Raw genomic sequence first — 25,824 nt, forward strand, 5'->3', positions numbered from 1 at the left:
ATCCGCCAATCGAACGCCGGGAGCGGCCCCGTGCCGTTTTGGCGGGAGGCGCTTCGCTTTCCCGCCCTACGTTCCTGCCGGCGAAGGCAGCGCGGGTCGCCCGGCGGCGGACCTCAGGCGCGAAGTTCGGCGCGATCGCGAAACTGCTCGAGCGCGTCCGGGTTCGCCAGCGCCTCGATGTTCTTCACCGGCTGCCCGTGCACGACGTTGCGCACGGCGAGTTCGACGAGCTTGCCGCTCTTCGTGCGCGGGATGTCCGCGACCTGGACGATCTTCGCCGGCACGTGGCGCGGCGTCGCATTGTCGCGGATCGCCTGGCGGATGCGCGCGACGAGCGCGTCGTCGAGCACGACGCCTTCGGCGAGCCGCACGAACAGCACGACACGCACGTCGGTCGGCGCCTCCGGCGGCCAGTCCTGGCCAATGACGATCGATTCGAGCACCTCCGGCAGCTTCTCGACCTGGCGGTAGATTTCGGCCGTGCCGATCCTCACGCCGCCCGGGTTCAGCGTCGCATCCGAGCGGCCGTGGATGATCAGGCCGCCGTGCGCGGTGATCTCGCAGAAATCGCCGTGGCACCACACGCCCGGGAAGCGCTCGAAATACGCGGCGCGGTACTTCGCCCCGTCCGGGTCGTTCCAGAAGCCGATCGGCATGCTCGGGAACGGCTTGCGGCAGACGAGCTCGCCTTTCTCGCCGACCACCGGGCGGCCGTCGTCGTCCCACACTTCGACCGCGAGGCCGAGGCCGATGCACTGGATCTCGCCGCGCCACACCGGCAGCGTCGGGTTGCCGAGCACGAAGCACGAGATGATGTCCGTGCCGCCGGAAATCGACGCGAGCTGCATGTCGGGCTTGATCGATTCATAGACGAAGTCGAAGCTCTGCGGTGCCAAGGGGCTGCCGGTCGACAGCACCGCGCGCAGTGCGGAAAGATCGTGGGACTGCCCCGGGCGCACGTCGCCTTTCGCCAGCGTCTCGATGTATTTCGCCGACGTGCCGAAATGCGTGAAGCGCTCGGCCTGCGCGTAGTCCCACAGGAGGCGGCCCTCATTGCCCACCCCTCCCACGAAAGGATTGCCGTCGTACAGCATCAGCGTCGCGCCGCAGGCCAGGCCCGAGACCAGCCAGTTCCACATCATCCAGCCGCAGGTCGTGAAGTAGAACAGGCGGTCGCCTTCGCGCACGTCAGTGTGCAGCTTGTGTTCCTTCAGGTGCTGCAGCAAGGTCCCGCCGGTGCCGTGCACGATGCATTTGGGCACGCCGGTCGTGCCCGACGAATACATCACGTACAGCGGATGGTTGAACGGCAGGCGGACGTATTCGGGTTCGGTCGCCGCGAGGTGCGGGGCGACGAAGTCGTCATACGACACCGCGCCGGGCACGCCCGAAAGATCGAGCGCGACGCCGGCCGCAAGGTAGGGCACGACGACGAGCCGCGCGACGCTCGGCAGCTGCGGGGCCAGCTCGGCGAGCTTCGGGCGCACGTCGATCGCCTTGCTGCCGTACCAGTAGCCGTCGCACGCAAGCAGCAGCTTCGGCTCGGTCTGGCCGAAGCGGTCGAGCACGCCCTGCACGCCGAAGTCGGGCGACGCGCTCGTGAACACCGCGCCGATCGACGAGGCCGCGAGCATCGCGACGAGCGTCTCGGGCATGTTCGGCATGAACGCGGCAACGCGGTCGCCCTCCTTGATGCCGAGCGCGCGCAACGCGGCCGCGAAGCGCGCGACCTCGATGCGCAGTTCGGCGCGCGTCATGCGCCGCTCGAGCCGGTCCTCGCCGCGGAACACGAGCGCCTGCGGATTCGTGCTGTCGCGCAGCAGGTTCTCGGCGAAGTTCAGTCGCGCATCGGGGAACCAGGTCGCGCCGGGCATCCGTTCCGCGTCGATCAGGCCGCGCTCGCCCTGCTCGCCGATGACGCCGCCGAAATCCCACACTTCGCGCCAGAACGCGGCCGGCGAATGGACCGACCACGCATGCAGCGCCGCGTAGTCGGCGAGCGGCAGGCCGGTCGCGGCGCGGGCGCATTCCGTGAAGGCGGCGATGCCGGTCGCCGCGATCTGTTCGGGCCGCGGCGTCCACAGCGGCCGAGCGCCGGATTCGTTGTTTGTCATCTCTTTTCTGTCTCCTCGTTCAGAACGGGCCGCTCGACTGGGCGACCGGTTGCGGCGCCACGCCCTGCTCGAGCGCCGCGCGCTGCTGCGCCGCGAGCGCCCGTCGGAATCCGTCGCGCGCCTGCAGGCGCTGCCAATACGCGAGCGTCGCCGGCTTGAAGCGGTCCCGAAGCCCGATGTCGTCGGCGAGCAGCAGCGCGTAGCCGACCGACACGTCGGCCGCAGTGAAGCGGCCGGCGCACAGATATTCCTGATGCTCGAGCAGCGGCTCGAGCGTGCGCAGCCGCGACAGGAACCACCGCGTATAGTCTTCGGCCGCCTGCGGCAGCCGGCGTTCCGGCGGCTCGAAGCGGCTGTAGCGCAGGATCAGCGCCAGCGGGAACGTCAGCGTTGCCTCGCCGAAATGCAGGAAGTTCAGATACGCGCCGAACGCCGGCTCGTCGGTCCCGACGTCGACTTGCCGCGGCGAATGGCGCGCCGCGAGGTACTGGCAGATCGCCACCGATTCGGTCAGGCGCGTGTCGCCGTCGAAGAACGCCGGGATCGTACCGAGGGGATTGACTTCGAGATACGGCTCGGCCTCTTGTCGTGGCGGAAACGGCAGCACCTTCAGCTCGTACGGCAGCCCGAGCTCTTCGAGCATCCACAGCGGGCGGAACGAACGTGCGCTGAGGCAATGGTAGAGGGTCATCGTCATCGGTATTCGGCTCCTGAAGTCGTGTAGGGGCGGCAGGACTGCGGCGGGCGCGTCGCCCGGCCACCGCACTGTTCTGTTACCCCGCCGCCGCGCAGCCTGCGCGCAATGCGCGTGACACGCGCGAGGCCGGCTCGCGCCCGAGCACGCCGCTGATCCATGCGCCGGTGTCGACGAGCCGGTCGAGATTAACACCGCTCTCGATGCCGAGTCCGTTCAGCAGCCAGACGACGTCCTCGGTCGCGACGTTGCCGGAGGCGCCTTTCGCGTACGGGCAGCCACCCAGGCCCGCGACCGACGCGTCGAACACCGCCAGCCCGAGTTCGAGCGACGCGTAGATGTTCGCGATCGCCATGCCGTAGGTGTCGTGGTAGTGGCCGGCGAGCCGCGCGACCGGCACGCGGCGCATCACCGCTTCGAGCATGCGCTGCGTCTTGACCGGCGTGCCGGTGCCGATCGTGTCGCCGAGGCTCACTTCATGGCAGCCCATCTCGAACAGCGTGCCGGCGACGAGCGCGACCGCTTCCGGCCGGATTTCCCCTTCGTACGGGCAGCCGAGCACGCACGACACGTAGCCGCGCACCTTCACGCCGGCCGCCTTCGCTGCGTCCATGACCGGCTCGAAGCGCGCGAGCGATTCGGCGATCGAGCAGTTGATGTTCTTCTGGCTGAAGGACTCGGAGGCCGCGCCGAACACCGCGACCTCGTCGGCGCCGGCGGCGAGCGCCGCTTCGAAGCCTTTGAGATTCGGCGTCAGCACCGGGTAGGCAACGCCCGGCCGGCGCGCGATCCGCGCCATGACTGCCGCGTTGTCCGCCATCTGCGGCACCCATTTCGGCGACACGAACGACGTCGCCTCGATCGCCTTCAGGCCGGCGTCGGCGAGCCGCGCGATCAGTTCGACTTTGGTGTCCGTCGCGACGACCTGCTTCTCGTTCTGCAGGCCGTCACGCGGACCGACTTCGACGATCTTCACCGCTTTCGGCAGCTTCATGACTTGTCCCTCGTCGTGGTCGTCACGCGGTGCGCGCCTCGTCGAGCCCGAGCTCGCGCTTCATCTGCTCGCGGATCTGGAACTTCTGGATCTTGCCGGTCACCGTCATCGGGAAGGCGTCGACGAACTTGATGTAGCGCGGCACCTTGTAGTGCGCGATCTGGCCCTGGCAGAACGCTCTGACCTCGTCGGCGCTGAGCTCTTCGCCGTCGCGCACGATGATCCACGCGCACAGCTCCTCGCCGTACTTCGCGTCCGGCACGCCGACGACCTGCACGTCGAGGATCTTCGGGTGGCGATAGAGGAACTCCTCGATCTCGCGCGGATACAGGTTCTCGCCGCCGCGGATCACCATGTCCTTGATGCGGCCGACGATGTTGCAGTAGCCCTCGTCGTCGATCGTCGCGAGGTCTCCGGTGTGCATCCAGCCGGCGGCGTCGATCGCGTCGCGCGTCCGGTCGACGTCGTTCCAGTAGCCGAGCATCACCGAGTAGCCGCGCGTGCACAGCTCGCCGGCGACGCCGCGCGGCACGATGCGTCCGTCGTTGTCGACGATCTTGACTTCGAGATGCGGCTGGACGCGGCCGACCGTCGACACGCGCCGCTCGACGGGATCGCCGGTGCCGCTCTGGAAGCTCACCGGCGACGTCTCGGTCATGCCGTACGCGATCGTCACTTCGCGCATGTTCATTCGGTCGATGACACGCTTCATGACTTCAATCGGGCACGGGCTGCCGGCCATGATGCCGGTCCTGAGGCGCGTGAGGTCGAAGTCGCCGAACCGGGGGTGATCGAGCATCGCGATGAACATCGTCGGCACGCCGTACGCGGCGGTGCAGCGCTCCTCGGCGAGCGTCTCGAGCACCGCAAGCGGTTCGAACGCTTCGCACGGATAGACCATCGTCGCGCCGTGCGTCACGCAGCCGAGGTTGCCCATGACCATGCCGAAGCAGTGGTACAGCGGCACGGGGATGCACAGCCGGTCGCCTTCGACGAGGCGGATCGCTTCGGCGACGAAGAAGCCGTTGTTGAGGATGTTGTGATGCGACAGCGTCGCGCCTTTCGGCTGGCCGGTGGTGCCGGACGTGAACTGGATGTTGATCGGGTCGTCGAACTGCAGCGTTTCACCGCGCACCGCGAGCTCGACGAGCTCGTCGCGCGACGGCGGCGCGAGCAGGTCGTCGAAGTTCAGCATCCCGGCGCTCTTCTCCGCGCCCATGCGGATGACCCAGTTCAGCGACGGCAGCCGCGCGGCTTCGAGGGCGCCCGGCTCGCAGTCGGCAAGCTCCGGCGCGAGGTCGGCGAGCATCGCGAGGTAGTCGCTGCCCTTGAATGACGGCGACAGCACCAGCGCGCGGCAGCCGACCTTGTTCACCGCGTATTCGAGTTCGCTGCGGCGATACGCAGGGTTGATGTTGACGAGCACGAGGCCCGCTTTCGCGGTCGCGAACTGCGTCAGCGCCCATTCGAGATTGTTCTGCGACCAGATGCCGACGCGATCCCCGGCGGCGAGCCCGAGGCGCATCAGTGCGCACGCGAGCGCATCGGCTTTCAGCTTTAGCTCGGCATAGGTCAGCCGCACGTTCTGGTGGCGCACGACGAGCGCCTCGCGCTGCGCGTGGCGCTCGCACGCCTCGTCGAAAAAGCGGCCGATCGTCTGGCCGATCAGCGTTTTTGCGGATGCGCCGTGGACGTAGCTCAACTGCGTCATGTGTCTCTCTCCTCCAAATTACCGGTTTTCTTGCCGCGGCGACCCGAGCCGCTGGGCTCACAGGTAGGGCGGATGAGCCGAAGGCGTTATCCGCCACGCTTGTGCCGTTACCCGCCGCCATCTGGCGGAAGGCGCTGCGCTTTTCCGCCCTACGCGACGTTGCTCCGGCCGCGCCGCGTCAGCCCTTCTCGGGCTCGAACTCGACGAGCTCCTCGCCGTCGCCGACCTGGTCACCGACGGCGTAACGGTAAGCCTTGACGGTGCCCGCCGCCGGCGCGTTGATCGTGTGCTCCATCTTCATCGCTTCGAGGATCAGGAGCGGCGCACCTTTCGCGACCTTCGCGCCGGCTTCCGCGAGCAGCGCGATGACCTTGCCCGGCATCGGCGCGAGCAGCCCGCCTTCGGCGCCACCGCCTTCACCGGCGTAATGCAGCGGATCGACGTTCGCGAGCTGCCAGCTGCGCCCATGCAGGAACACGTGGCGCATCCGCCCCGCGGTGATGACTGTCGCGTCCATGCGCGTGCCGTCGAGCTCGACGCGCAGCCGGCCGCGTTCATTGACCCGCCCGCGCGCCTCGGCCGACCTGCCGTCGACCGTCAGCGTGTAGCGGTCGCCGCGATACGCGACCTGGACCGTCTTCTGCACGTCGCCGAGGCGGAAGATCAGTCCGCGATTCGCCGTCGCGTTGAGCCGCCAGCCGTCGCGGGCGTGCCATGGCGAAACGGGATCGCAGCCGCGGCGCGCAGCGTCTTCGGCCCACGTCGCCTCGCGCAGCAGTTCGCCGAGCGCGGCGACGAGCCAGACCGCGTCCGGCGTCGTCTCGCTCTCGGGGAACAGGTAGGCCTTCTCGCGCTCGATGAGCCCGGTATCGAGATCGGCGCCGGCGAACGCCGGGCACGCGGTCAGCCGCGACAGGAATTCGATGTTGTTCGCGACGCCGACGACGCGATAGTCGGCGAGCGCCTGCAGCATGCGCGCCAACGCCTGCTCGCGGCTCTCGTCCCAGACGATCAGCTTCGCGATCATCGGATCGTAGAACGGGCTGATCTCGTCGCCTTCCTCGACGCCGGTGTCGACGCGCACGTGCAGGCCTTCGGCCGGCGGCGCGAGATGCAGCAGCTTGCCGGTCGAGGGCAGGAAGCCTTTCGCCGGATCCTCGGCGTAGATGCGCGCCTCCAAGGCGTGCCCGCGGATTTCGAGTTGCTCCTGCGCGAGCGGCAGCGGCTCGCCCGAAGCGACCCTGAGCTGCCATTCGACGAGATCGAGGCCGGTGATCATCTCGGTGACCGGGTGCTCGACCTGCAGCCGCGTGTTCATCTCCATGAAATAGAACGTGCCGTCCTGGTTCGCGATGAATTCGACCGTGCCGGCGCCCACATACCCGACCGCTTTCGCCGCCTCGACCGCGGCCTGCCCCATCGCCGCGCGGCGCTCGGGCGTCATGCCGGGGGCGGGCGCTTCCTCGAGCACTTTCTGATGGCGGCGCTGCACCGAGCAGTCGCGCTCGAAGAGGTAGACGCAGTTGCCGTGCGTGTCGCCGAACACCTGGATCTCGATGTGACGCGGGCGCGTCACGTATTTCTCGACGAGCACGTGCTCGTCGCCGAAGCTGGATGCCGCCTCGCGCTTGCACGACGCCAGCGCCGCTTCGAAGTCGTCGGAGCGCTCGACGAGCCGCATGCCTTTGCCGCCGCCGCCGGCCGCGGCCTTGATCAGCACCGGGTAGCCGATGCGGTCGGCCTGCTCGTGCAGGAAGGCGGGCTCCTGGTTGTCGCCGTGGTAGCCGGGGGTCAGCGGCACACCCGCCTGCTCCATCAGCTTCTTCGCTTCGGACTTCGAGCCCATCGCGCGGATTGCCGTCACCGGCGGGCCGATGAAGACGATGCCTTCCCGGTCGCACGCGTCGCAGAACTCCTCGTTCTCGGACAGGAAACCGTAGCCGGGATGGATCGCCTGCGCGCCGGTCTGCTTCGCCGCGGCGATGATGCGCTCGATGACGAGGTAGCTCTCCTTCGCCGCCGCCGGGCCGATCAGCACCGCCTCGTCGGCGAGGCGCACGTGGCGCGCGTTCGCGTCGGCTTCGGAGTAGACCGCGACGGTGCGGATGCCCATGCGGCGCGCAGTCTTGATGACTCTGCAGGCTATCTCGCCGCGATTGGCGATGAGGATCTTTTCGAACATTGTTGTCTCCCCTTACATCCGGAACAGGCCGAACTTCGTCTGCGGGATCGGCGCGTTCAGCGTTGCCGACAGCGAAAGTCCGAGCACGCGGCGGCTCTGCGCCGGGTCGATGACGCCGTCGTCCCACAGGCGCGCGGTCGCGTAGTAGGGGTGGCCCTGCACTTCGTACTGCTCGCGGATCGGCGCGCGGAAAGCTTCTTCGTCTTCCTTGCTCCACGTGCCGCCTTTCGCCTCGATGCCGTCGCGGCGCACCGTCGCCAGCACGCTCGCCGCCTGCTCGCCGCCCATCACGGATATTCGCGAGTTCGGCCACATCCACAGAAAGCGCGGCGAGTATGCGCGGCCGCACATGCCGTAGTTGCCGGCGCCGAAGCTGCCGCCGATGATCATCGTCAGCTTGGGCACCTGCGCGGTCGCGACCGCGGTGACCATTTTCGCGCCGTCCTTCGCGATGCCGGCGTTCTCGTACTTGCGCCCGACCATGAAGCCGGTGATGTTCTGCAGGAAGATCAGCGGGATGCGGCGCTGCGCGCACAGCTCGACGAAATGCGCGCCTTTTTGCGCCGATTCGCCGAACAGGATGCCGTTGTTCGCGACGATGCCGACCGGGTAACCGTAGAGCTGCGCGAAGCCGGTCACGAGCGTCGTGCCGTAGCGCGGCTTGAATTCGTCGAAGCGCGAGCCGTCGACGACGCGCGCGATGACTTCGCGCACGTCGTAGGGTTTGCGCGTGTCGCTCGGGATGATGCCGTAGATCTCTTCCGGGTCGTACAGCGGCTCGTCGCCGCCGCCGAGCTTCATGCCGACCTCTTTGACGCGGTTCAGGTTCGCGACGATGCGTCGCGCGATGTACAGCGCGTGCGCGTCGTTCTCGGCGAGGTGGTCGGCGACGCCGGAGATGCGCGTATGCACGTCGCCGCCGCCAAGATCCTCAGCGGTGACGACTTCGCCGGTCGCCGCCTTCACCAGCGGCGGGCCGCCGAGGAAGATCGTGCCCTGGTTCTTGACGATCACCGTCTCGTCGCTCATCGCCGGCATGTACGCGCCGCCGGCGGTGCACGAGCCCATCACCACCGCGATCTGCGGGATGCCGAGCGCCGACATGTTCGCCTGATTGTAGAAGATGCGGCCGAAATGCTCGCGGTCCGGGAACACTTCGTCCTGCGTCGGCAGGTTCGCACCGCCCGAGTCGACGAGGTAGATGCACGGCAGGTTGTTCATCTGCGCGATCTCCTGCGCGCGCAGGTGCTTCTTCACCGTCATCGGGAAGTAGCTGCCGCCTTTCACCGTCGCGTCGTTCGCGACGATCATGCATTCGAGCCCTTTGACGCGCCCGATGCCGGCGATCACGCCGGCCGACGGGGCGTCGCCGTCGTACATGCCCCAGGCCGCGAGCTGGCCGATCTCGAGGAACGGCGTACCCGGGTCGAGCAGATGGTTGACGCGGTCGCGCGGCAGGAGCTTGCCGCGCGCGGTGTGCTTGTCACACGCTGCCGGGCCGCCGCCGCGGCTCACTTCGGCGGCCTTGTCGCGCAGGTCCGCGACGAGGCCGCGCAGAGCCGCGGCGTTCGCCCGGAACTCGTCGCTGCGGGGGTTGATGCTGGACTTGAGCACCGACATCACGCGGTCTCCGCGAACAGCTCGCGCCCGATCAGCATGCGGCGGATCTCGCTCGTGCCGGCGCCAATCTCGTACAGCTTCGCGTCGCGCCACAGCCGGCCCACCGGGTATTCGTTCGTGTAGCCGACGCCGCCGAGCGCCTGGATCGCCTCGCCGGCCATCCACGTCGCCTTCTCGGCCGAATACAGGATCGCACCGGCGGCGTCCTTCCTCAGAGTGCGCGAGTGGTCCGTGCGGTCGCAGGCCTGGCCGACCGCATAGACGTAGGCGCGCGTCGCCATCCACGTCGAATACATGTCGGCGAGCTTGCCCTGCATCAGCTGGAATTCGCCGATCGGTTGATTGAACTGCTTGCGCTCGTGGATGAAGGGAACGACGGCGTCCATGCACGCGGCCATGATGCCGAGCGGCCCGCCGCACAGCACGGCGCGCTCGTAGTCGAGGCCGCTCATCAGCACTTTGACGCCGCCGCCGACTTGTCCGAGCACGTTTTCTTCCGGCACCTCGACGTCGTCGAAGAACAGCGGGAAAGTGTTCGAGCCGCGCATGCCGAGCTTGTCGAGGTGCGTGCCATGCGTGAAGCCTTTCATGCCTTTCTCGACGATGAACGCGGTGACCCCCTTCGGCCCCGCGTCGAGGTCGGTCTTCGCATAGACGACCAGTGTATCGGCGTCGCCGCCGTTGGTGATCCACATCTTCGCGCCGTTCAACACGTAGCGATCGCCGCGCTTGTCCGCGCGCAGCTTCATCGACACGACATCCGACCCGGCGTTGGGCTCGCTCATCGCCAGGGCGCCGACGTGCTCGCCGGAAATGAGCTTCGGCAGGTATTTCCTCTTCTGCGCGGCGTTGCCGTTGCGGCGGATCTGGTTCACGCACAGGTTCGAGTGTGCGCCATACGACAGGCCGACCGACGCCGACGCGCGTGAAACTTCCTCGAGCGCGATGATGTGCGCGAGGTAGCCCATGTTCGTGCCGCCGTATTCTTCCTCGACGGTCATGCCGTGCAGGCCGAGCTCGCCGAGCTTTTTCCACAGGTCGGCCGGGAACTCGTTCACCCGGTCGATCTCGGCCGCGCGCGGCGCGATCTGGTCGGCGGCGAAAGCCTGGACGGTGTCGCGCAGCATCTCGATTGTTTCGCCGAGGTTGAAGTTGAGGCTCGGAATGTGCATGGGGTCTCCTCGTTCCTGTCGTGGTGGCTTCGTGTTCGGGACGTCCGCAGGAGAAGCTTAGACCGCCCCCGGCAGATCGTCGTGATCGCACTAGAGTAGGCTGCCGCGCGGCGCGTCACGCGCCAACATGGTTGCAAATCGTGCCAACGCTTCTATCATCGCCCGATGCCTTCGCCGCTTCCTTCGCCTGCCGACCCGACGCGCGGCTTTGCTGCGACACCGATCGCTTTCATCCGCGCGATCGTCGCCGCGTACCGTCGCTACGGCATCAATCCTGCCAACGCGCTGCGACAGGCGCACATTCCACCCGCGATGCTGGAGAACCCGGACGGACGCGTCACCGCGGCGCAGATGGAGATCATGTCCGGCGTCGCGATGCAGGAACTCGACGACGAGGCGCTCGGCTGGTTCTCGCGCCGGTTGCCGTGGGGCAGCTACGGCATGCTGTGCCGGGCGTCGCTGAGTTCGCCCGACCTCGGCGTCGCGCTCAAGCGCTGGTGCCGCCACCACCGCCTGCTGACCGACGACATCGTGCTGCGGCTCGACGCGACGCAAGCGGTCGTGGACCTGACGATCGAGGTGCGCCGCTACCTCGGCGAGATGCATGAATTCTGCCTCCTGACGAGCCTGCGCTACCTGCTCGGCTACGCGTGCTGGGCGATCGATTCGCGCATTCCGTTGCTGTCGGCGCGCTTTCCATTTCCGCCACCGCCCCATCGTGGCGTCTATCCGCTGCTGTTCCAGGGACCGATCACGTTCGATGCCGACCGTGCAGGCATCAGCTTCGACGCGCAATACCTGTCGCTGCCGCTGCGGCGCGACGAACAGGCGTTGCGCCAGATGCTGCAGCGCGCGCTGCCGCTGACGGTGCTGCAGTACCGCCGCGACCGGCTGCTGGTGCAGCGCGTGCGCCAGCTGCTGTGCAGCGACCTGGCGCCCGGCACGACGGCCGACAGCCTGGCGGAACGATTGCACGTATCGCCCCGCACACTCCATCGCCAGCTGCAGGAGGAAGGGGCGTCGCTGCAGCGGCTCAAAGATGAGGCACGGCGCGAGCACGCCGCGGATCTGCTGCACCGCAGCACGCGGCCGATCAAGCAGATCGCACTGGCCGTGGGCTTCCGCAACGAAAAGAGCTTTTCGCGCGCCTTCCGGCAATGGACCGGCGAATCGCCAAGCGCTTTCCGGGAGCGGAGCGTCGCGCTCGGCGAGGATCGGCCCAAGCGCTGAAAGCCGCACGCCTGGCAGCAGCGTGCGCTCGCGGCGCCGCCCACGGACCGCTCGCCCTTGTTTTTTTGCTCCGCCCGCATACGCTGAACAACATCACCGTCGTGCCGCGGCCGCAGCGGACAGGCGCCTGATCGGGCAGGCGCACGCGCCATCCGCCGCCTGCCCGGGTTGCACCTCACGGCAAGCCTGGAAGGAGGAAATCATGCTATTTGCCGACCGTATCGACGCCGCGCAGCGCCTCGCCGACGCACTCGACGCCTGGCGCGGAAAGCACGCGCTGGTCCTGGCGATTCCCCGCGGCGCCGTGCCGATGGGCGCCGCCCTGGCCGAAGCCCTGCAGGCCGACCTCGACGTCGTGCTGGTGCGCAAACTCGGCGCGCCGTGGCAGCCGGAATACGCCGTCGGGGCGATCGACGAGAGCGGCTGGTCGTTCGTCTCCGATCCCGATGCCGCCAGCGGGGAGTACCTGGAGGGCGAGCGCGCGCGGCAGCTCGAGCGCCTGAAGGAACGGCGCCGCTCGTATTCGCCGCGACATCCGCCGGTCGATCCCGCGGGGCGCATCGTCATCGTCGTCGACGACGGGCTCGCCACCGGGGCGACGATGATCGCCGCACTGCACGCGGTCCGCAGCAAGGGGCCGCAGCGGCTGATCTGCGCGGTGCCGGTCGGAGCACCCGCGAGCGTGGAAAAAGTGAAGCCTTACGCCGACGAGGTCGTGTGCCTGTACACGCCGCCGAATTTCCACGCCGTCGGGCAGTTCTATCGCAACTTCGATCAGGTCGAGGATGACGAGGTCGTGGCCTGCCTCGAGCGGTTTCGTGCCAAACCGGGGGCGCCGGCAGCCGACTGAGAGGCGGCGCCCGCAGGGAGGAGCGCGCCGCGGGGGCGCGCCAGGAGCATCGTTTGCGCTAAGCTCCCGCCTTCGCTCGCCGCCGCCCTCTGCCGGAGCCCAAACTGACTTCACCGCAACCCGCGATCGCGACCCTCGCAGCCGGTCCCGGTCCGCGCTCGCCGCTCGATCTGTTCCTCGCATTCACCGTGCTCGCGCTGCAGGGCTTCGGCGGCGTGCTGGCGGTCGCCCAGCGCGAACTCGTCGATCGCCGCGGCTGGCTGACGCGAGAGGAATTCATCGCCGCGTATTCGCTCGCGCAGCTGCTGCCAGGCCCCAACGTCGTCAATCTGTCGCTGATGCTCGGCGACCGCTTCTTCGGCTGGCGCGGCGCATTCGCGGCGATCAGCGGCATGCTGCTCGCGCCGCTGGTGCTGGTACTGGTGCTCGCCGCGAGCTACAACCGGCTTTCCGATTACCCGCTCGTCGCCGGCGCGCTGCGCGGCATGGGCGCCGTCGCCGCGGGGCTGATGCTGGCGATGGGCTTCAAGATGCTCGGCACGTTGCGGCGCAACCCGATGGGTCTCGTGCTGTGCGCGCTGCTCGGCCTGGCGACGCTCGTCGCCGTCGCGGTGTTGCGCGTACCGCTGGCGTGGGTCGTGATCGGGTTCGGCGTCTTCGCCTGGGGGCTCGCCCGCTGGTGCCTCGCGCAGCAGGAGCGGCAGCCATGACGGCGGCCTTCATGCTGTCCGACCTGCCGGAGTTCTTCCTGCACTTTCTGACGCTGTCGCTGCTGTCGATCGGCGGCGCGATGTCGACGGCGCCGGAGATGCATCGCCTGCTCGTGCACGATCGCGGCTGGCTCACCGACGCGGACTTCACGACCGCGATTGCGCTCGCGCAGGCGGCGCCCGGGCCGAACGTGCTGTTCGTGCCGGTGCTCGGCTTTCAGGTGGCGGGTCTGCCCGGAGCCGCCGCTGCGTTCGTCGGCATCCTGCTGCCGTCGACGCTGCTGTCGCTCGGCGTCAGCCGCTGGGGCAGCCGGCGCCGCGACACGCCGGCGGTGCGCGCGTTCACCGCCGGACTCGCGCCGGTCACCGTCGGGCTGATGTTCTCGTCCGGCTGGGTGCTCGCGCTGCCTTTCGTGCGCGAACCGGCCCACCGCGTCGGCGGCATCGTGCTGATCGCAGCAACGGTGGTCGCGATGCTGCGCACGCGCCTCGCGCCGATCTGGCTGATCGCCCTCGGCGCCGTCGCCGGCGCGCTCGGCTGGGCGTAGGCCCGGGTTTAGCCGCCTCCCGCCCCTTATCTGCAGGGCGCGCCCCTCCGGGCCGAAGCGGTTGGGGCCGGTGAGTCTCCGATTTGTCGTCTAAATATAAGGAACGATCCGGACCCACGACACGAAGGAGAACAAGTGATGAAGGATTTCACCGTTCTGGCCGGGCGTCTCCTGCTGGCGCTGATTTTCATCCTCAGCGGCTGGGGGAAGATCAAAGGCTACGCCGGCAGCCAGCAGTACATGGAATCGATGGGCGTGAGCGGCGCGCTGTTGCCGCTGGTGATTTTCGCCGAACTCGGCGGCGGCCTCGCGATCGCGTTCGGCCTGCTGACGCGGCTCGCCGCGGTCGGGCTGGCCGTGTTCTGCCTGCTCGCCGCGGCGTTCTTCCACACTGATTTCGCGGACCAGATGCAGGTCATCCAGTTCATGAAGAACCTCGCGATCGCCGGCGGCTTCCTCGTCCTGAGCGTCCACGGGCCCGGCGCATTCAGCCTCGACGCGTGGCGGCAGCGACGGACCTAGAACGCGAACCCGGTCCTGTCCTCGTTGCGACCGACGACAAGCTGAAGGGGCTCGACCATGTGGGACATCGACGCGCTGCTTCTCGCCCGGATCCAGTTCGGCTTCACGATCTCGTTTCATATCGTGTTTCCGGCGATCACGATCGGGCTCGCCAGCTACCTGGTCGTGCTCGAAGGCCAGTGGCTGCGCACCGGGCGGGAGGTGTTCCGCGACCTGTACCATTTCTGGTCGAAGATCTTCGCCGTCAACTTCGGCATGGGCGTCGTCTCCGGCGTCGTCATGGCGTACCAGTTCGGCACCAACTGGAGTTATTTTTCCGATTTCGCCGGCGGCGTGACCGGGCCGCTGCTGGCCTATGAGGTCCTGACGGCGTTCTTCCTCGAGGCCGGCTTTCTCGGCGTCATGCTGTTCGGCTGGACGCGGGTCGGGCCCGGCCTGCATTTTTTGTCGACAGTGATGGTCGCGGCCGGCACGCTGCTGTCGGCGACATGGATCCTCGCGTCGAACAGCTGGATGCAGACGCCGGCGGGCTACGAGATCGTCGATGGGCGCGTCGTGCCGACGGACTGGATCGCGGTGATCCTGAACCCGTCGTTTCCGTATCGCCTCGTCCACATGGGCATCGCGGCTTTCCTCGCGACTGCGCTGATCGTCGGCGCGTCCGGCGCATGGCATCTGCTGCGCGGCCGCGACACGCCCGCGATCCGCAAGATGCTGTCAATGGCGATGTGGATGCTGCTCTTCGTCGCGCCGCTGCAGGCGGTCGTCGGCGATTTCCACGGGCTCAACACCCTCCTGCACCAGCCGGCGAAGATCGCCGCGATGGAGGGGCACTGGGAGAACAAGCCCGGCGAAGGCGTGCCGCTGACCTTGTTCGGCTGGCCGGACATGGAGCGCGAGGAGACGCGCTTCGCGGTCGATATCCCGCGTCTTGGCAGTCTGATCCTCACGCATTCGTGGGATGGCCAATTCCCCGGGCTGAAGGAGTTCCCGCGCGAGGACCGGCCGAATTCGACGATCGTGTTCTGGTCGTTCCGCATCATGGTGGGGCTGGGATTCCTGATGATCGCGCTCGGCCTGTGGGCGCTGTGGGCGCGCTGGCGGGGCGAGCTGTTCCGCTCGCGCGCGCTGCTGCGATTCACGCTATGGATGGGACCGACCGGCCTCGTCGCGATGCTCGCCGGGTGGTTTACGACCGAAATCGGCCGGCAGCCGTGGCTCGTGTACAACGTGATGCGCACCGCCGACGGCGTGTCGTCGCACGGCGCCGGGCAGCTCGCGACGACGCTCGCGCTCTTCGTTGTCGTCTATTTCGCCGTCTTCGGCGCGGGCACCGTCTATCTGCTGCGCCTCATCGGGCACGGACCGGTGACGCACGAAGGGAAGGAGCCGGTGCCGGGCGGGCCGGGCCGGCCGCGCACTCCGGCACGACCGCTGTCGGCAGCCCCGGATGCGGCCGACGACATCGCCACCACGCGCAGCGGAGGCTGAACGACATGGGCATCGATCTTCCGCTGGTGTGGGCCGTGATCATCCTGTTCGGCGTGATGATGTACGTCGTGATGGACGGTTTCGACCTCGGCATCGGCCTGCTGTACCCGTTCTTCACCGACCGCACGGATCGCGACGTGATGATGAACACCGTCGCGCCGGTATGGGACGGCAACGAGACCTGGCTCGTGCTCGGCGGCGCCGGGCTGCTCGCCGCGTTCCCGCTCGCGTACGCAGTGGTGCTGAGCGCGTTCTACCTGCCGCTGATCCTGATGCTGCTCGGCCTGATCTTTCGCGGCGTCGCGTTCGAGTTCCGCTTCAAGGCGGACGACGCGCACCGCCACCTGTGGGACAAGGCGTTCATCGGCGGCTCGCTCGCGGCGACTTTCTTTCAGGGCGTCACGCTCGGCGGCTACATCCAGGGCATCGAGGTCGTCGATCGCGCCTACGCGGGCGGTGCATTCGACTGGCTCGCGCCCTTCCCGCTCTTCGTCGGCGCCGGCCTCGTCGTGACCTACGCGCTGCTCGGCAGCACGTGGCTGATCGTCAAGACGCAGGGGCCGCTGCAGGCGCGGATGATCGCGATTGCGCGGCCGCTGACGTGGATGCTGCTGGCCGTGATCGTCGCGATCAGCGTGTGGACGCCGCTCGCCCGCGAGGACATCGCGCAGCGCTGGTTCACGTGGCCGAACCTGCTGTGGTTCGCTCCGGTGCCGCTCCTCGTCGCGCTGACAGCATGGCAGCTGCTGCAGCGGCTGCGCCGCGCGCCCGACGTCGCGCCTTTCGTGCTGACGCTGTTTCTCGTGTTCCTCGGCTACAGCGGGCTCGGCATCAGCCTGTGGCCGAACATCGTCCCGCCCGGGATCACGATCTGGGAGGCGGCCGCCCCGCCGCAGAGCATGGGGTTCACGCTCGTCGGCGCGCTGCTGATCATCCCGCTGATCCTGATGTACACCGCGTGGGGATATTACGTGTTCCGCGGCAAGGTGGACGAAACGCAGGGCTACCATTGATGCGCGAGCCGGGGGAGGCGCGGCGGACGGCGACGCCGGCGCACGGATGGCTCAGGCGCATCGGGTGGCTCGTGCTGATCTGGGCCGCCAGCGTTGCCGCGGTCGCGGCCGTCGCGGCGGTACTGCGCGTCGTGATGCGCTCGGTGGGGTTGGCGCCGTAGCCGAACTGCCCATGCCTGGCGCGCATGAGCGGGCCCGGACAGCCGACCAGCCGAGACGGAAGACCGGCGCGAGCCGGCCCCCGTGACAACCCCGGCATGGTTGCGGATCTCGTCGCCGCGCCATTTTCCGGAACGGCTCCTCTCTAACGATCCCTTTTAAGCTTTCTGATTGCGCCCCATCTGCTTGGCGCGGTACATCGCCGCATCGGCCCGGCCGAGCAGGCTTTCCACGTCCCGGCCGTCGTCGGGATACAGGCTGCAGCCGACGCTGCCGGAGATCGTCGCGGACCCGGCCCCGAGTTGGAAAGGCTCGCGCAAAGTACGCAGAATCTTGTTGGCGACGGCTTCAACGTGCCTGCGGTGCGTCGGGCCATCGAGCAGGACCACGAATTCGTCCCCGCCCAGCCTCGCGACCATGTCTTCTTCGCGCACGCAGTCGGTCAGACGTTTTGCCACATCGACCAAAAGCGCGTCGCCGCAGGCGTGTCCCATCGTGTCGTTGACCGCCTTGAACTGGTCCAGGTCCACGAAGAGCAGCGCAAAGCTTTCATGTTTGCGGTGCGCCCGCGCGATCGCCTGCTTGGTTCTGTCCGTTAACAAGTTGCGGTTTGGCAGCCCGGTAAGCACGTCGTGATCGGCGGCGTGTATCAGCTGTTCGGTAAATTTCTGCACCTCCGTCACGTCACGAAACACCGAGACGGCGCCCACCAGTTTGCCAAGGCGGTCAAGTAGCGGCGTGGCCAGCTCCTCAACGATGTACTTCGCTGTGTCCTTTCCATACAGGGCATATTGCCTCCTTTGTGGCGTGGCCGAATGCAGGCTGTCTTCCAGCGCGGTGGCAATGCGCTCGCCTTGATCGTCGAAGCATTCGAACACTTCATTCGGCGGGCGGTGCAGGACATGCTCGCAACGCTGGCCGAAAAGTTGTTCCGCGGCAGGATTGATGTATTCGATGCGACCGTCGGCGTCGATCAAGGCGACGCCTTCGCCGATGGAACTCACGGTGGTCTGCAGCCTGTCCTTTTCCTGGAAAAGCTGTTCTTCGGCGCGCTGGCGTCGCGTGACTTCTGCTTCCAGTTCCTGTTTGTCGAACCGGAGATGCAACGAGGTGCGAATCACGCGGTGGAAATTCCAGGCAGAAAGCGACATGACTACGAGGAAAATCAGCGTCATGACGCCCATCGCCGTCTGCAATGGCATGCGCAGTGTCAGATATTGAACGGCAAGCGGCAAAAGCGCAGGCAACAGGAACGCCAGGCAGGCTTCCATTCGTGGCGCCAGTACGGTGACGCCGCCCGCGACCATGCCGGCCAGGACAAACGCAACGAACACCTGATGCGCGATCGAATCGGGTGGAAACAGCACCCAGCCCGCCGCCCCCCAGACAATGCCGGCGAGAGCCGCGCCGATCGAATAGGCGATGTTCCAGAAACGAGCTTCATCCGCGCCCCGTTTGACTTTGCCATAGCGCCAGGTAACCAGGACCCGGAGCGCTGTGACGGACAACAGGCAGCCATACCAGGCCAGCACAACGCCAAGGGGAATGAACGCGAGCTGGACGTACCCGAGGATCGCGCCGTTGATCAGGGTTGCGAGATAGGCGAGAGGCGCATTCTCATAGAGCAGCCTCACCTGCTCCGCATACAACGGATCGGGATGGCGCTTTTCGGTGCTCCCGGGTCTGATTTTGTGGAGGAAATCCGGGATCATGATCCGCCTGGCGCAGCCGGCACGAAGCTGAAAGGGTCGTACATTATCGGCTTGCCAAGCAGATGCGACGGCGTCGCGACAACTGATTATCGCCCGCGAACAGGCGCCGCTCAATGCTCCTTGCCGTCGCGTGGCGGATGAGACCGGCGCGATGCTCCGCGCTGCGCCAAGGCAGGCGCCGCGAACATGCCCCTCCCTGCCGGTCAGGCGCTCGCGAGCGCGGTCGGGCGACCGAAGAAGAAGCCCTGGTAGAGATCGAAGCCGAGCGCGAGGCACCGCCGTGCCCGCTCGAGCGTATCGACCTTCTCGGCGAGCAGGCGCGGCGGGTAGAGCCTCAGTCGCTGAACCAGCAGTTCGAGCGCGCGCGGGTCGAGCTGCAGCACGTCGATCTTGACGATGTCGACGAGCGCGAGAAGCGGCTCGTAAGCGGGCGCAATCGCGCAAAAATCGTCGAGCGCAAGCCGGTAACCCAAGTGCTTCAGTTCGGCGCAGCGATGCACGACGGCGTCGTCGACTTCGATCGTCTCGAGCAGTTCGAGGACGACCCCTTGCTTGGGCAGGCGCTCGAAGTCGCGGCTCAACAGGGTTTCGGTGTCGAGGTTGACGAAGCCGCTACAGCCTCCGGCAACGCTGCGCAGGCCGAGCTGCCCGAAAACACGCGTGATCACCTGGGCGGTTGCCCGCGCCCCGTCGCCGATCCTCGCTTCGCCGGAGCCGTCGTCGCGAAACAGCAGCTCGTACGCGACCACATTGCGTTGCCGATCCAGAATCGGCTGGCGTGCGACGAACACATCGTTATCGTTGCTCATGATAGCCTCCGTCGGGGTCGCGGAACGTTCCGCCCGCTCAGCCTTCAACATGCAATTTCCGGGCCGGGCTTTTGGATCGATCGGAGGCCGCGAGGCGCATGAAAACATGCAGGATCGGCCTGCAGGGCCCCCCCTGGCGGCCGTTCCAGCCGTCTGGATGGCTTACAACGAGAAGCCCGCCGCTGTCGGAATATTTGACACCTGCCCGCGTCGGTCGCCGCCCGCGGCGAGCATCAGGCGCCGCCATGCAGTCTGCGCGACTCGCCCCCTGCGCACGCGCCCGCTCCTGCGGCGGCGCTGCGACGATCCGCTCAGCGCGCGGGCCGCAGCTGGATCGCCTTGTATTCGAGGAATTCCTCGAGCCCGTACACGCCGTTCTCGCGCCCGAGTCCCGACTGGCGGTAGCCGCCGAACGGCGCGAGCGGATTCCACGGCGCGCCATTGACATCGACCTGGCCGGTGCGCAGGCGGCGCGCGACCGCGAGCGCATGTTCGTCGCTGCCGGCCCACACGCTGCCGGCGAGCCCGTAGATCGAATCGTTCGCCAGCGCGATCGCATCCTCGTCGCCGTCGTGCGGCACGATCACGAGCACCGGGCCGAAGATCTCCTCCTGCGCAACCGTCGCCTTCGGGTCCTCGACGACGAGCACCGTCGGCGCGACGAAGAAGCCGTCGCTTCCGGGCGCCGCATCGACGCCCCCGCACGCGAGGCGCGCGCCTTCGTCGAGGCCGCGACGGATATAGCCGACGACGCGGTCGCGCTGCACCTGCGACACCAGCGGCCCCAAGCGGCTGCCTTCGGCGAGCGCCGGGCCGACCTTGAACGACGCCGCCGTGGCCGCGGCGAGCGTCGCCGCCTCGTCGAGCTTCGCGCGCGGCACGATCATCCGCGTATGCGCCGAGCAGGTCTGCCCCGAATTCAGCAGGCAGTTCGACACCGTGCCCTTGACCGCCGCGGCGAGATCCGCGTCGTCGAGGACGATCGCCGCCGACTTGCCGCCGAGTTCGAGCGCGACCTTCTTCACCGTTGCCGCGGCAAGCTCGGCGACGCGCCGTCCGGCCTGCGTCGAGCCGGTGAAGGACACCATGTCGACGCGCGGGTCAGACGCGAGCACTTCGCCGACGACCGGGCCGTAACCGGTGACGAGGTTGAAGACGCCGGCCGGCAACCCGGCCGCGTCGATGATCTCGGCGAGGATGAACGCGTTGATCGGCGCGACTTCGGACGGCTTCAGCACGACCGTGCAGCCGGCGGCGAGGGCCGGTGCGACTTTCAGCGTGATCTGGTTGAGCGGGAAGTTCCACGGCGTGATCGCGCCGACGACGCCGACCGGCTCGCGCACGACCAGCGAATTGCCGACGCGCGCTTCCCATTCGAACTCGCGCGCGAGCTTCGCGTAGTGCTGCCAACTCCACAGCGGCCCGCCGACCTGGATGCGCGACGCCATTTTCAGCGGCATGCCGACTTCGTGCGCGATCGCCAGCGCAAGCTCCTCGCTGCGCGCCTGGACGCCGGCGGCAATGCGCTCGAGGTATTGCGCGCGTTCCGCCGGGGGCGTGCGCGACCACGAGTCGAACGCGCCCCGAGCCGCGGCGATCGCCGCTTCGGCGTCCGCCGGCACGCCTTCGGGAATGCGGGCGTAGACCGACGCATCGCTCGGGTCGATGACGTCGATGAAGCCGCGGCCTTGTGCAGCGGCCCAGCGGCCATCGATGAAAAACTTGTCGCGTAAGAGAGTCATGGAGCTGTCCTCGGCTGGAAGGAAAACCCGTCGACTATAACGGGCCGCTAACGTTGCACGCCGGCGCCGCAACAGTCGTTTACCGGCCGCGTGCAGGCGCCGCTCAGTGTTCCTTGCCGTCGATCCGCGCCTGCAGCAGGAAAGGCGTGTAGCGCCACGCGAGAAGGCCGAAGCAGGCCGCCCAGCACAGCGCCGAGAGGTCGATCCACAGCACGTAGCGGCCGGGGTCGAGCTGCGTCAGCACGATGCGCAGCACGAAGCCCGCGAGCATGATCCACAACGCGAGCCTGTCGGCCGGCTCGAACACCACCTTGCGTCCGGTGTGGCCTTTCGAGATACGCACCAGCATCGCCGGGATCACCAGCCCCATCGTACCGAACGTGAACACATGCAGCGCCAGCGCCCCGGTCCAGGCCGGCGGAGCCCAGGTGTCGAGTGCGGCGAGCAGCAGCTGCGCGATGATCGCGAGATAGCCGAGATACATGACTGCGAGGTCGAGCCGCCGCAGCCCGAGTTGCGGCTTCCAGAACACGAAACGGATCGCCAGCAGCAGCGCCAGCACGCACGAGATCGTCGCCGCCAGCGACGGCGGCATCAGGCCGGCGAGCGCGAGCGACACCGCGAGCAGCTTGATCGCGCTGTCGAGCAGCGGATGGCGCAGCAGCTCGACCTGGAAGATGCCTTTCATGAACTGCGTCAGCGTGCGCTCCATCATCACGAGGAACGCGACGCGGAACAGCCCCAGCGCCATCAGCCAGCCGGCGCGGAAGTGTTCCGGACTCAGGATCAGGTACTTCGCGAGCAGGAAAGCGGGCAGGATCAGCAGGAAGAAGTAGTTGTCGCGAAAACTGTCCGTCGCGCGGTGCCGGACGAGCGTCCACATCAGCATCGCGACGATCGCGGCGAGGAACGCGACATTGGACAGCGCGAACAGCGCGGGCGGCCAGGCTCCGCCGAAGAGCATGCCGATCCGCTCGACCAGCCACAACGCCACCAGCAGCATCAGCGCCGGTCCGTGGTGGCCGCGGATCTGGACCCAGTTCTTCGAGGCCGTGAGCAGGAAGCCGCCGATGACCGCCCAGCCGAAGCCGAAGAACATCTCGTGCGCGTGCCATTGCACACCGGAAAAGCGCTGCGACGGCAGCGCCGCGTGGCCGACGAAGATCGCCGCCCATGCCAGCGGAAACAAGATGCCGGACAGGCAGGCGAGGATGAAGAAAGGCCGGAAGCCGACCAGCCATACGGGGTGCGTGGAGAATTTCATGCTCAGCGTCTGGGTGCGTGGCGCTTGTGCGGACGGGAATGGACGGAAACTGCGAAACCGCGCGGATCATAACCCGTGATCGCGGACCGGCGCGCGGGGGAATAGACTTTATCGCCGGCACGCCGCCGCCCGCAGCCGGACTGAAACGACAAGGAGAAACCTGAATGCTCCGCTTCGCCGCGAACCTGACGATGCTGTTCAACGAGCTCGATTTCCTCGAGCGCTTCGACGCCGCCGCGCAGGCCGGCTTCAGGGGCGTCGAGTTCCAGTTCCCGTATGCGCTGCCGAAAGAGGCGATCGCCGAGCGGCTCGACCGCGCCGGTCTCGTGCAGGTGCTGCACAACCTGCCTGCGGGCGACTGGGAGCACGGCGAGCGCGGCATCGCGTGCCACCCCGACCGCATCGGCGAGTTCCAGGACGGTGTCGGACGCGCGATCGAGTACGCGCAGGCGCTCGGCTGCGCGCAGCTCAACTGCCTCGCCGGGATCGCGCCGCCGGGGGTCGATCCGGACACGCTGCGCGAGACTTTCGTCGCCAACCTGCGCTTCGCCGCGGGCAAGCTCGGCGAGGCCGGCATCCGCCTGCTGATCGAGCCGATCAACACCTGGGACATCCCGGGCTTCTATCTGAACCGCAGCGCGCAGGCGGCCGCCCTCATCGACGCGGCCGGCTCGGACAACCTCTTCATCCAGTACGACATCTACCACGCGCAGCGCATGGAAGGCGAACTCGGCAACACGATCGCGCGCCACCTGCCGAAGATCGCGCACATGCAGCTCGCCGATACCCCGGGGCGCAACGAGCCCGGCACCGGCGAGATCAACTTCGCCTGGCTGTTGGCCCACATCGACCGCCTCGGCTACGACGGCTGGATCGGTTGCGAGTACCGCCCCGCCGCGGGCACCCTGGACGGACTCGGCTGGATCGACGCGCTGGTGCGGGCGCGCTGAACGCCTGAAACCGATGAGGGCGACAACCGGCTTTACGCGCAAGGAAGCCGCGATGACCCGCACTGCGCGTGAAGTCCTGCGTCGTCGAAGCCGCGCACTGCTCAGGTCCGGCGCGACGATCGCGGAGATGAACTGCGTGCGCCGCCACGGCCAGCCGGTCGCGCCGCCGTGCGTGCTGCTGTCGGGCGGCGAGACGTCGGTGACGGTGCGCGGCAACGGTCGCGGCGGACGCAATGTCGAATTCCTGCTGGCGCTCGCGCTCGCGCTCGATGGCGAACCCGGCGTGCATGCGCTCGCCGGCGACACGGACGGCGTCGACGGGCAGGAGGAGATCGCCGGCGCGTTCGTGACCGGCCCGACGCTGACCAACGTCAACGATTTCCGCGCAATCCTGGTGTTCTGACCCGGACACCCGAAACGAAGGAGATGGCAATGAAGGACATCAAGGCACTGACGCTCGACGACGTCAAACGCATCGCCGCGGCAGCCGAAGCCGAGGCCGTCGCGAACGGCTGGGCGGTGAGCATCGCGGTGTGCGACGCCGGCGGCCACCCGCTGTGGCTGCAGCGCATGGACGGCGCGCCGCTGATGAGCGCCGTCGTCGCCCCTGAAAAAGCCCGCACCTGCGTGATGACCGGCAAGCCGAGCAAGGTTTTCGAAGACATGGTCAACAGCGGCCGCTACGCCGCACTGGCGATGCCGGTCGTGCCACTCGAAGGCGGCGAGCCGATCGTCATCGACGGCAACGTGATCGGCGCGGTCGGCGTGTCCGGCGTCAAGGCCGGCGAGGACGCGCAGGTCGCCCGCGCGGGGCTCGCGGCGATCACCGCGGATCTCGGCGAGCCGGCACGCGGCGCAGTGCGGGGGCAAAACGCGTGACGCTCGCCTGGACCCTGTGTTACACCGCTGGCAATCCGCCCAACCTGTTCCCGCACCCGGAGATTCGCCGATGAAAACGCTCACCCGCCTGCTCTGCCTTGCCGCGCTCTGCGCCGCTGCGGCCGCCTGCAGCAAAGTCACCGTCGAAAACTACGACAAGATCAAGGTCGGTATGACGTACGAGGAGGTCAAGCAGCTGCTCGGCGCGCCGAACCAGTGCAGCGACGTGATGACGGTGAAAAGCTGCACCTGGGGCGACGAGAAGCGGCACGTGCAGGTGAGCTTCGTCGCCGACCAGGTGGTGCTGTTCAACTCCGAGAACCTGCGCTAGCGGCGCGGGCCTGCAGCTGCCTGCCGCGCAGCGCGATGGCGCTGGTCAGGCCGAGCGCGACGGCGATGCACAGCATGCCGAAGGATTCGGGTCCGCTCGGTCGCTCGCCGAGTTCGACCCAGCCGCTCAGCACGCCGACGGCCGGGATCGCGAGCGACGACAGGCCGGCAAGGCCGGCGGGCATGCGGTCGAGGATGAACAGCCACATCAGCCACGCGAGCCCCGTCGCCAGCAGGCCGTTGTAGATCAGCGCGGCGATGAAATATGGCGTCAGGCGCGGCGGCTCGGACGGCAGCCACCACGCGATGACGCACAGCACCAGCGAGCCCAGCAGCATCTGCCACGCGGTCAGCGACAGCAGGTCGACGCTCACGCGGGCACGCAGCCGCTTGAGCACGATCGCGCTCGCCGCCCAGGCGACGCTGCCGAGCAGCGCCAGCGTCGTGCTGAAGAGATCGCCCTGCGGTTTGGACGGGTCGAGGATGAAGACGAGCCCGACCAGCGCCAGCGCGACGGCGACCCATTGCAGGCCGCGCACCCGTTCGCCGAGAAACACCCACGCCATCGGCAGCAGCCAGAACGGCATCGCATAGACGAGCACCGCCGTCTTGCCGGCACCGCCGCTGACGAGCGCCCACTGGATCAGCGCCGTGAAGGCGGTGGTCTGCAGCAGGCCGAGCAGCAGCGTCGGGCCGAGGGCGACCGGCCGCAGCGGCTGACGCCGCAGCGCGAGCACCGCGAACAGCGCGAGCGCACCGAACAGCGTGCGGATCGCCGAAAAATCGAACGGATCGGCATAACGCATGACGTTTTTCATGACGACCCAGTTGTAGCCCCAGATCAGTGACAGCAGCACGAGGATTCCGGCCGCCAGTTTGAGTTCGAGATTCTTTTTCATTGTCTGCCCTGTTGGAACATGCGCCGCCGGCCCGCCCGCCGTGTTTTCGAGGCACTGCGACGAGGCGTGCCGCACCGTGATTGTGCATCCGGCTTGCCGACATGCACCACGACCGGGATTCCGGTGGTGCGCCGCAGCGCAGGATCTTCCCAGGATATTGAAACAAAACGTTTAATTTTTTCGGTTCGGTTTTTGCTTAGTTGATCGGATTTGCCACTGGAGTCCGTTC

The 25,824-nt window shown here is 67.7% G+C and carries 23 protein-coding genes and 1 pseudogene; 12 read left to right on the forward strand and 12 right to left on the reverse strand.

Features of this window, described 5'->3' with window-relative positions:
• Positions 1-113: 113 nt before the first annotated feature.
• The 7 genes from GO606_RS19275 to GO606_RS19305 form a co-directional block, all read right to left on the reverse strand.
• Entirely contained in the window at positions 114-2,114 is a 2,001-nt protein-coding gene (locus GO606_RS19275) for an acetoacetate--CoA ligase (RefSeq protein ID WP_169116795.1), read from the reverse strand.
• A gap of 19 nt (positions 2,115-2,133) precedes the next feature.
• Positions 2,134-2,811, reverse strand: coding sequence for a glutathione S-transferase family protein (locus GO606_RS19280; RefSeq protein ID WP_169116794.1), 678 nt, complete (start codon positions 2,809-2,811; stop codon positions 2,134-2,136).
• A 76-nt stretch (positions 2,812-2,887) separates the two neighbouring features.
• Positions 2,888-3,802 carry a hydroxymethylglutaryl-CoA lyase gene (locus tag GO606_RS19285; RefSeq protein ID WP_169116793.1) on the reverse strand — a complete coding sequence of 305 codons (915 nt, stop codon included), beginning with the start codon at positions 3,800-3,802 and terminating at the stop codon, positions 2,888-2,890.
• A 22-nt stretch (positions 3,803-3,824) separates the two neighbouring features.
• Positions 3,825-5,513, reverse strand: coding sequence for an AMP-binding protein (locus GO606_RS19290; RefSeq protein ID WP_169116792.1), 1,689 nt, complete (start codon positions 5,511-5,513; stop codon positions 3,825-3,827).
• Between the two features lie 178 nt (positions 5,514-5,691).
• Entirely contained in the window at positions 5,692-7,695 is a 2,004-nt protein-coding gene (locus GO606_RS19295) for an acetyl/propionyl/methylcrotonyl-CoA carboxylase subunit alpha (RefSeq protein ID WP_169116791.1), read from the reverse strand.
• A gap of 12 nt (positions 7,696-7,707) precedes the next feature.
• Entirely contained in the window at positions 7,708-9,315 is a 1,608-nt protein-coding gene (locus GO606_RS19300) for a carboxyl transferase domain-containing protein (RefSeq protein WP_169116790.1), read from the reverse strand.
• Positions 9,315-10,487, reverse strand: coding sequence for an isovaleryl-CoA dehydrogenase (locus tag GO606_RS19305; RefSeq protein ID WP_169116789.1), 1,173 nt, complete (start codon positions 10,485-10,487; stop codon positions 9,315-9,317). Before GO606_RS19305 ends, GO606_RS19300 begins: the two co-directional genes overlap by 1 nt.
• Before the next feature lie 165 nt (positions 10,488-10,652).
• On the opposite strand from GO606_RS19305, the gene GO606_RS19310 reads away from it, so the two are divergent.
• From GO606_RS19310 to GO606_RS19345, 8 genes are all read left to right on the forward strand, one after another.
• Positions 10,653-11,717 carry an AraC family transcriptional regulator gene (locus GO606_RS19310; RefSeq protein ID WP_169116788.1) on the forward strand — a complete coding sequence of 355 codons (1,065 nt, stop codon included), beginning with the start codon at positions 10,653-10,655 and terminating at the stop codon, positions 11,715-11,717.
• Positions 11,718-11,919: 202 nt separating this feature from the next.
• Positions 11,920-12,567 carry a phosphoribosyltransferase gene (locus GO606_RS19315; RefSeq protein ID WP_169116787.1) on the forward strand — a complete coding sequence of 216 codons (648 nt, stop codon included), beginning with the start codon at positions 11,920-11,922 and terminating at the stop codon, positions 12,565-12,567.
• Positions 12,568-12,737: 170 nt separating this feature from the next.
• Positions 12,738-13,277, forward strand: a complete 540-nt coding sequence (locus GO606_RS19320; RefSeq protein WP_425532227.1) for a chromate transporter — start codon at positions 12,738-12,740, stop codon at positions 13,275-13,277.
• Complete coding sequence (locus GO606_RS19325; protein WP_211166440.1) at positions 13,274-13,825, forward strand: chromate transporter; 552 nt, start codon at positions 13,274-13,276, stop codon at positions 13,823-13,825. Before GO606_RS19320 ends, GO606_RS19325 begins: the two co-directional genes overlap by 4 nt.
• A 138-nt stretch (positions 13,826-13,963) precedes the next feature.
• Positions 13,964-14,347, forward strand: a complete 384-nt coding sequence (locus GO606_RS19330) for a DoxX family protein (protein WP_211166439.1) — start codon at positions 13,964-13,966, stop codon at positions 14,345-14,347.
• Between the two features lie 57 nt (positions 14,348-14,404).
• Positions 14,405-15,838, forward strand: coding sequence for a cytochrome ubiquinol oxidase subunit I (locus GO606_RS19335; RefSeq protein WP_169116785.1), 1,434 nt, complete (start codon positions 14,405-14,407; stop codon positions 15,836-15,838).
• A 5-nt stretch (positions 15,839-15,843) separates the two neighbouring features.
• Positions 15,844-16,851, forward strand: a complete 1,008-nt coding sequence (gene cydB / locus GO606_RS19340; RefSeq protein WP_169116784.1) for a cytochrome d ubiquinol oxidase subunit II — start codon at positions 15,844-15,846, stop codon at positions 16,849-16,851.
• Entirely contained in the window at positions 16,851-17,012 is a 162-nt protein-coding gene (locus GO606_RS19345) for a DUF2474 family protein (RefSeq protein ID WP_169116783.1), read from the forward strand. The genes cydB and GO606_RS19345 overlap by 1 nt, the downstream gene beginning before the upstream one ends.
• A gap of 156 nt (positions 17,013-17,168) precedes the next feature.
• Here GO606_RS19345 and GO606_RS19350 read toward each other — a convergent pair whose 3' ends face one another.
• The 4 genes from GO606_RS19350 to GO606_RS19365 form a co-directional block, all read right to left on the reverse strand.
• Positions 17,169-18,722 carry a diguanylate cyclase domain-containing protein gene (locus tag GO606_RS19350; protein ID WP_169116782.1) on the reverse strand — a complete coding sequence of 518 codons (1,554 nt, stop codon included), beginning with the start codon at positions 18,720-18,722 and terminating at the stop codon, positions 17,169-17,171.
• A 203-nt stretch (positions 18,723-18,925) separates the two neighbouring features.
• The gene (locus GO606_RS19355) at positions 18,926-19,531 is read right to left on the reverse strand and encodes an EAL and HDOD domain-containing protein (RefSeq protein WP_169116781.1); all 606 of its coding nucleotides are present in this window, start codon (positions 19,529-19,531) and stop codon (positions 18,926-18,928) included.
• A gap of 311 nt (positions 19,532-19,842) precedes the next feature.
• On the reverse strand, positions 19,843-21,273 hold the full coding sequence (locus tag GO606_RS19360; protein ID WP_169116780.1) for an aldehyde dehydrogenase family protein: 1,431 nt from the start codon (positions 21,271-21,273) through the stop codon (positions 19,843-19,845).
• 103 nt (positions 21,274-21,376) lie between these two features.
• Entirely contained in the window at positions 21,377-22,537 is a 1,161-nt protein-coding gene (locus GO606_RS19365; protein WP_169116779.1) for an NnrS family protein, read from the reverse strand.
• Positions 22,538-22,701: 164 nt separating this feature from the next.
• Between GO606_RS19365 and hyi the strand changes: the two genes are divergently transcribed.
• The 4 genes and pseudogenes from hyi to GO606_RS19385 all read left to right on the forward strand — a co-directional run bounded on the left by hyi (position 22,702) and on the right by GO606_RS19385 (position 24,697).
• Positions 22,702-23,487 carry a hydroxypyruvate isomerase gene (hyi, locus tag GO606_RS19370; RefSeq protein ID WP_169116778.1) on the forward strand — a complete coding sequence of 262 codons (786 nt, stop codon included), beginning with the start codon at positions 22,702-22,704 and terminating at the stop codon, positions 23,485-23,487.
• A gap of 139 nt (positions 23,488-23,626) precedes the next feature.
• A pseudogene (locus GO606_RS19375) lies at positions 23,627-23,890 on the forward strand (MOFRL family protein); the annotation flags it as partial.
• Positions 23,891-23,919: 29 nt separating this feature from the next.
• Positions 23,920-24,366: a GlcG/HbpS family heme-binding protein gene (locus GO606_RS19380; protein ID WP_169116777.1), complete on the forward strand. Its 447-nt coding sequence runs from the start codon at positions 23,920-23,922 to the stop codon at positions 24,364-24,366.
• 70 nt (positions 24,367-24,436) lie between these two features.
• Positions 24,437-24,697, forward strand: coding sequence for an outer membrane protein assembly factor BamE (locus tag GO606_RS19385; protein ID WP_169116776.1), 261 nt, complete (start codon positions 24,437-24,439; stop codon positions 24,695-24,697).
• Here GO606_RS19385 and GO606_RS19390 read toward each other — a convergent pair.
• Positions 24,675-25,595: a DMT family transporter gene (locus GO606_RS19390; protein ID WP_169116775.1), complete on the reverse strand. Its 921-nt coding sequence runs from the start codon at positions 25,593-25,595 to the stop codon at positions 24,675-24,677. The genes GO606_RS19385 and GO606_RS19390 overlap by 23 nt on opposite strands.
• Positions 25,596-25,824: the final 229 nt, after the last annotated feature.

This window comes from Aromatoleum anaerobium (assembly GCF_012910705.2).
Taxonomy (GTDB): Bacteria; Pseudomonadota; Gammaproteobacteria; order Burkholderiales; family Rhodocyclaceae; genus Aromatoleum; species Aromatoleum anaerobium.